The following is a 7,525-nucleotide window of genomic DNA, read 5'->3' on the forward strand; positions in this document are numbered from 1 at the left end:
ACGTAGTACTGCAGAAGACTCCCGCCACCTTCGATGTGTCGGTGTGGGAGTTCTTCTGGCCCTTGCAGATCGGTGCCCGCCTGGTCGTCGCGAAGCCCGATGGACATCGGGATCCGGCGTACCTGATCCAGGTGATCACCGAAGAAGAGGTCACCACCGCGCACTTCGTGCCGTCGATGCTCTCGGTGTTCGTCGCCGAGCAGCGCGCGGACGAATGCACCAGCCTGGTCAACGTTTTCGCCTCCGGTGAGGCACTGCCCGCAGCCACCGCGCAGCGGATGCAGGAACTCACCGGCGCTCGCCTGCACAACCTGTACGGCCCGACCGAGGCCGCCGTCGACGTCACCTTCCACGAGGTGGACGAGTCCGACGCGGTGTCGGTGCCGATCGGTGCCCCGGTGTTCAACACCCAGGTGTACGTGCTGGATTCGCGACTGCACCCGGTGCCGGTCGGTGTCGCAGGTGAGCTGTATCTCGCGGGTGTGCAGCTGGCTCGCGGCTACGTCGCGCGTCCGGAATTGACCGCGGATCGTTTCGTGGCCAACCCGTTCGCCACGGACGGCGAGCGTATGTACCGCACCGGTGACCTCGTCACCTGGACCGCGCGTGGGGAACTGGAGTACCTGGGCCGCACCGACTTCCAGGTGAAGCTGCGCGGCTTGCGGATCGAGCTCGGCGAGATCGAATCCGCGCTCACCACACTGGATTCCATCGCGCAGGCCGTGGTGGTCGTGCGCTCGAACGACCGCCTCGGCGACCAGCTCGTCGGCTATGTCGTGCCGACCGCAGGCCGTGCCATCGACATCGACGGCGTGCGTGCCGAACTCGGCGGCGAACTGCCCGCGTACATGGTGCCCTCGGCGTTCGTGGTGCTGGAGCAGTTCCCGCTCAACGCCTCCGGCAAGCTCGACCGCAAGGCGCTGCCCGCGCCGGTGTTCGAGGCCAAGGTGTTCCGCGCACCGTCCACCCCGATCGAGGAGATCGTCGCGGGCACCTTCGGTGACGTGCTCGGCGTCGCCAGGGTCGGCCTCGACGACGACTTCTTCGAACTCGGCGGCAACTCGCTGCTGGCCACCCAGGTGACCGCACGACTCGGCGCCGCGCTGGACACCCGGCTGGCCGTCCGCGACCTGTTCGAGGCGTCCACGGTGGCCGCGCTGGCCACCCAGGTCGAGCGCAACGCCGGATCCGGCAGGCGGCGGCCGAAGCTGGAGACGGGGGAGCGGCCCGCGCGGATCCCGCTGTCGCCGGCCCAGCAGCGCTACTGGTTCCTCAACCAGTTCGACACGACCACCTCGGCGGTCGACAACATCCCGCTCGCGGTGCGGCTGTCGGGTGCCCTCGATGTCGCCGCGCTGGAGCAGGCGATCGGCGACGTGTTCGCCCGCCACGAGGTACTGCGCACCACCTACCCGCGTTCGGCGGAAGGCCCGCATCAGGTGATCCGGCCCGTGGCACAGTCCGCGGCCGCGCTCACCCCGGTCGACGTCGCCGAGGCCGATCTGCTCAATGCCGTGATCGCGTTCGCGCTGACCACCTTCGACGTCACCGTCGAGGTGCCCTTGGCGGTGGCGCTGTTCCGGATCGCGCCGAACGAGCACGTGCTCGCGTTCACCGTGCATCACGTGGCGGCCGACGGCTCCTCGATGGGACCGCTGGCCCGCGACGTGATGGCCGCCTACGTGGCCCGCGTGCAAGGCGATGTGCCGCAGTGGCTTCCGCTGCCGGTGCAGTACGCCGACTACGCGCTGTGGCAGCGCGCGGTGCTCGGCTCCGAAGACGACCCGGAATCCCTTGCCGCCCAGCAGGTCTCCTACTGGCAGACCGCGCTGGCCGAGCTGCCCGATCAGCTGGAGCTGCCCGCCGACCGGCCGCGCCCGCCCGCGCAGTCGTTCCACGGCAAGGCGATTCGCTTCGAGATCTCCCCGGAGCGGCACGCCCGCCTGCACGAACTGGCGCGCGCCAACAACGCGTCGCTGTTCATGGTGGTGCACGCGGCGCTCGCCGTGCTGCTGTCGCGGCTGTCCGGCACCGACGACATCGCGGTCGGCACCCCGATCGCCGGTCGTGGTGAACGCGAACTCGACGACCTGATCGGTATGTTCGTCAACACCTTGGTCTTCCGGACCAGGGTGGCGCCGGGCGATCGCTTCGCCGACCTGCTCGCCGACGTCAAGGAACGCGACCTCGAGGCGTTCGCCAACGCGGACGTGCCGTTCGAGCGCCTCGTCGAGGTGCTCAACCCGGTCCGCTCGACCGCGCGCAATCCGCTGTTCCAGGTGGGCCTTTCGTTCCAGAACCTGGCCGAGACCACCTTCGAACTGCCGGGCCTCTCGGTGAGCGCGGTCAACTTCGACTCGCAGCTGGCCAAGACCGACCTGCACGTCACGCTGTACGACCGCTACGCCGAGGACGGCACGCCCGCCGAGATCATCACCGAATTCGGTTACGCCATCGACCTGTTCGACGAGGACACGGTCCAGGGCTTCGCGGACCGCTTCGTGCGGGTGCTGGACGCCGTCGTCGCCGACGCCACCATGCCGGTCGGCGAGATCGACCTGCTGGCCGCGGACGAGCACGCCCGCATCCTCAGCACCTGGAACGACACCGCGCACGAGGTCGACACGGCCGTGACGCTGGTGTCGCTGCTGGACGCCTCGGTCGCGGCGACGCCGGACGCGGTCGCGCTCGTCGCCGACGAGCCGACCGGTCAGCAGCAGCTCACCTACGCCGAGCTGGACAGCCGGGTGAACCGGTTGGCCCGCTACCTGATCCAGCGCGGCGTCGGCCCGGAGGATCGGGTGGCACTGGCCATCCGCCGCTCCACCGACCTCGTGGTCGCCATGTACGCGGTCGCGAAATCCGGTGCGGCCTATGTGCCCATCGATCCGGATCAGCCTGCCGAGCGGACCGACTACATCCTCGCGACGGCGGCGCCGCTCTGCGTGCTGACCACCGGTCGCGACGGATTCCGCACCGCCGCAACCGAAACCGTGCAGATCGACGCGCTCGACCTGACCGTGTTCGCGGCCGGGCCGGTCACCGAACGTCGTGGCACGCTGGCCCCGGCGAACACCGCGTACGTGATCTTCACGTCCGGTTCGACCGGCCAGCCCAAGGGTGTCGCCGTTCCGCACGCCGCGATCGTCAACCAGTTGCAGTGGGAGATCGCGACCTTCGGCCTCGGCGCCGACGACGCGATCCTGCTGAAGACCGCAGCGACGTTCGACCTCTCGGTATGGGAGTTCTGGACCGCTGCCGCTTCGGGTGGGCGACTGGTGATCTCGGCGGCCGACGGCCACCGCGATCCGGCCTACCTCAACGAGCTGATGCGCACCACCGGGGTCACCACCCTGCACGCGGTGCCGTCGATGCTGGACTCGCTGCTCACCGAATCCGCTGGCCGCCTGACACATTCGCTGCGTCGGGTGCTCGCCATCGGTGAGGCGCTGCCCGCGGCGACTGCGCAACGGTTCCGCCGCGACAATGCCGCCGAGCTTTTCAACCTGTACGGCCCGACCGAGGCCGCGGTGTCGATCACCAGCCACCTGGTCACCGACGCCGACGAACTCTCGGTGTCGATCGGCGCGCCGGAATGGAACAGCCGCGTCTACGTGCTCGACGCCAGGCTGCGGCCGGTCCCGGTCGGCGTCTCCGGTGAGTTGTACCTGGCCGGTGCGCAATTGGCGCGTGGCTACTTCGGCAAGGCCGAGCTGACCGCCGATCGGTTCGTCGCCGATCCGTTCGGCGCGGCGGGCGAGCGCATGTACCGCACCGGTGACCTGGTGGCCTGGAATGCCGCCGGTGAGCTGGATTACCGGGGCCGCACCGACTTCCAGGTGAAGATCCGTGGCTTCCGGATCGAGCTCGGCGAGATCGAGGCCGCGCTGCTGCGTCAGCCCGCGATCACCGCCGCCGCTGTACTCGCGCATACCGATCCGAGCATCGGCGATCGTCTGGTGGCGTACGTGGTGCCGCGGGCGGGTCAGCTCGACAAGCGCGCGCTGCAGGCCGCACTCGCCGCCGAGCTGCCGTCGTACATGGTGCCGTCGGTGCTCATCGAGCTGGCGGCGTTGCCGCTCAACGCGAATGGCAAGCTGGACCGGAAGGCGTTGCCGCAGCCCACCTTCGAGAAGGCGGTGTTCCGCGCGCCGGTCACGCCGATCGAGCAGATCGTCGCGAATACCTTCGCCGACGTGCTGCGCATCTCGGATCGCGAAGGGACGGAGTCGAAGCGGCTCGGTCTCGACGACGACTTCTTCGCCTGGGGCGGTAACTCGCTGCTGGCCACCCAGGTCGCGGCGCGTCTCGGTGAGGCACTGAACACCCGGGTGCCGGTTCGATTGATGTTCGAGGCGTCCACGGTCGCCGCACTGGCGGTCCGGGTCGAGCAGCACGCCGACGCGGGCGGCCGCAAGGCGCTGACCGCAGGCCCACGGCCGGAACACATTCCGCTGTCGCTCGCGCAGCAGCGGATGTGGTTCCTCAACCGGTTCGACACCCAGTCGGCGGCCTACAACGTGCCGATCGCGGTGCGGCTCACCGGTGCGCTCGACGTGGCCGCGCTGCGTGCCGCGATCGCGGACCTGGTCAGCAGGCACGAGATCCTGCGCACCATCTACCCGCAGACGGACAGCGGTCCGGTGCAGGTGATCCTGCCGCCGGCCCAGGCCGTGCCGCGGCTGGAGGTGCGCGTGGTGGCGCCCGCCCAGATCGAATCCGCCGTGGTGGCACTGACTTCGACGATGTTCGACGTCACCACCGAGGTGCCGATGAAGGTCGCGCTGTTCCAGATCGCCGGGGAGCACACGGAATCGGCTGCACCTTCGGATCGCTCCGCTTCCGCCGAGGTCGAATACGTCCTCGCGATGGTGGTGCACCACATCTCCGGTGACGGTTCGTCGGTCGGCCCGCTGACCCGCGACCTGATGATCGCCTACGCCGCGCGTTCGGCCGGCGAGGCGCCGAACTGGGCGCCGCTCGAGGTGCAGTACGCCGACTACAGCATCTGGCAGCGTGAGCTGCTGGGCAGCGAGGACGATCAGGAGTCGCTGGCGTCCAAGCAGGTTGCCTACTGGCGTGACGCGCTGGCCGAGCTGCCGGATCAGCTGGATCTGCCGTCGGATCGGCCGCGTCCCGCGATGCAGTCCTTCGCCGGTGGCAAGGTCGAGCTGCGCATCGACGCCGAGACGCATCAGGCGCTGATCGAGCTGGCCCGCACCGAGGGCGCGACGCTGTTCATGGTCGTGCACACCGCGCTCGCGGTGCTGCTGGCCCGGCTGTCGGGCACCGACGACATCGCGATCGGCACGCCGATGGCGGGTCGTGGCGAGGCCGTGCTGGACGACCTGATCGGCATGTTCGTCAACACGCTGGTGTTCCGCACGAAGATCGATGCGGGCGAGGCGTTCACCGAACTGCTTGCGCGCCAACGGGAGACCGATATCCAGGCGTTCGCCAACGCCGACGTGCCGTTCGAGCGCCTCGTCGAGGTGCTCAACCCAGTTCGGTCCACCGCGCGGCATCCGCTGTTCCAGGTGGGTCTTTCGTTCCAGAACCTGGCTCAGGCCGGGCTGGAGCTGCCGGGTCTCGCGGTGTCCGGGCTCGATATCGACACGGCGCTGTCGCAGTTCGATCTGCACCTGATCGCGACCGACCGCTACAGCGACGCGGGCGAGCCAGAGGGCATCACCGGGTTCTTCACCTACGCCACCGACATGTTCGAGCGGGACACGGTGCAGGGCTTCGTCGATCGGTTCGCGCGTCTGATCGGTGCGATCATCGCCGCGCCGCGTACTTCGGTCGGTGACATCGAACTGCTCGATGTCGCGGAGCGTGCCCAGCTGGTGACCGGTCGCAATGCGACCGACAACGCGGTGGATACGGCGGCGACGCTGGTTTCGCTGCTCGACGCCTCGGTGGCGGCCGGGCCGAAGGAAGTCGCGCTGGTCACCGAGGACGGTGCGTCGATCACCTACGGCGACCTCGACGCTCGGGTGAATCGTCTTGCCCGGCATCTGATCTCGATCGGCGTCGGGCCGGAGTCGCGGGTCGCGCTCGCGTTCCGGCGTTCGGTCGATCTGATCGTGGCGATGTACGCGGTCTCGAAGTCCGGTGGCGCGTATGTGCCGGTGGATCCGGCGCAGGCCGCCGAGCGGACCAGTTACATCCTCGAGACCGCCGCTCCGGTGTGTGTGCTGACCAATGCCGATGCCGAGTTCGATACCGACGTCGCGCCTTTGGTGCGGATCGATGAGCTGGATCTGGCCGAGGTCGCCAAGACCCCGATCGCCGATGCTGACCGGGTGGCGCCACTGCGTCCGGAGAACACCGCGTATGTGATCTTCACGTCGGGTTCGACGGGTCGTCCGAAGGGTGTTGCGGTTTCGCATGGCGCGATCGCGAATCAGTTGCAGTGGAAGGTTACTGAGTTCGGTCTCGACGCAGCTGATGCGATTCTGCTGAAGACCGCTGCCACGTTCGATCTTTCGGTGTGGGAGTTCTGGTCGGCGGCGGTGTGTGGTGGCCGACTGGTCATTGCCGCGCCCGACGGCCATCAGGATCCGGCGTATCTGAACGAGTTGATGGCTCGTGAGTGGGTCACCACGTTGCATGTGGTGCCGTCGATGCTCGACGCCCTCACGGCCGGTGACTTCCCGAACTCGCTGTGGCGGGTACTGGCGATCGGTGAGGCACTGCCGGGCGCGCTCGCGCAGCGGTTCGTGCGCGAACACTCACGCACCGAGCTGTTCAACCTCTACGGCCCGACCGAGGCCGCCGTCTCCATCACCAACCATCGGGTGACCAGGGCCGACGAGACCACGGTGTCCATCGGTCTGCCCGAGTGGAACAGCCAGGTCTACGTGCTGGATTCACGACTGCGGCCGGTGCCGGACGGTGTCGCCGGTGAGCTGTACCTCGCTGGTGCGCAGCTGGCCCGTGGTTACTTCGGCCGTCCGGATCTGACCGCGGATCGGTTCGTGGCCAACCCGTTCCAGACCGGTTCGCGGATGTATCGCACCGGTGACCTGGTGGCGTGGAACGCGTCCGGTGAGCTGGAGTACCGGGGCCGCACCGACTTCCAGGTGAAGATCCGTGGTTTCCGGATCGAGCTGGGCGAGATCGAGGCCGCGCTGCTGGCCATGCCGGAGGTCGCGCAGACCGCGGTGGTCGCCAAGTCCGACCCGAAGACCGGTGATCGCCTGGTCGCGTACTTGGTGGCGTCGAACGGTGATCTCGATGTCGCACAGGTGAAGTCGGCGCTCATCGCCGGTTTGCCGTCCTACATGGTGCCTGCGGCGTTCGTTGTTCTCGATGCGCTGCCGTTGAACGTGAACGGCAAGCTGGATCGAAAGGCGTTGCCGGAGCCGGAGTTCGAGGCGCAGGCGTTCCGTGCGCCGTCGACTCCGATCGAGGAGATCGTGGCGTCGGTGTATGCCGAGGTGCTCGGTGTCGAGCAGGTCGGTGCGGATGACGACTTCTTCGGTCTCGGTGGTAACTCGCTGCTGGCGACCCAGGTCGCGGC

Annotated in this window: 1 protein-coding gene; it reads left to right on the forward strand. The window is 68.4% G+C overall.

The genetic code is table 11. From position 1 onward, the window contains the following. Nucleotides 1-7,525, forward strand: a 7,525-nt coding sequence (locus ACFWF1_RS19390) for an amino acid adenylation domain-containing protein (protein ID WP_379322199.1), incomplete at both ends; no start/stop codon positions are given.

This window comes from Nocardia sp. NPDC060255 (genome assembly GCF_042727395.1).
Classification (GTDB): Bacteria; Actinomycetota; Actinomycetes; order Mycobacteriales; family Mycobacteriaceae; genus Nocardia.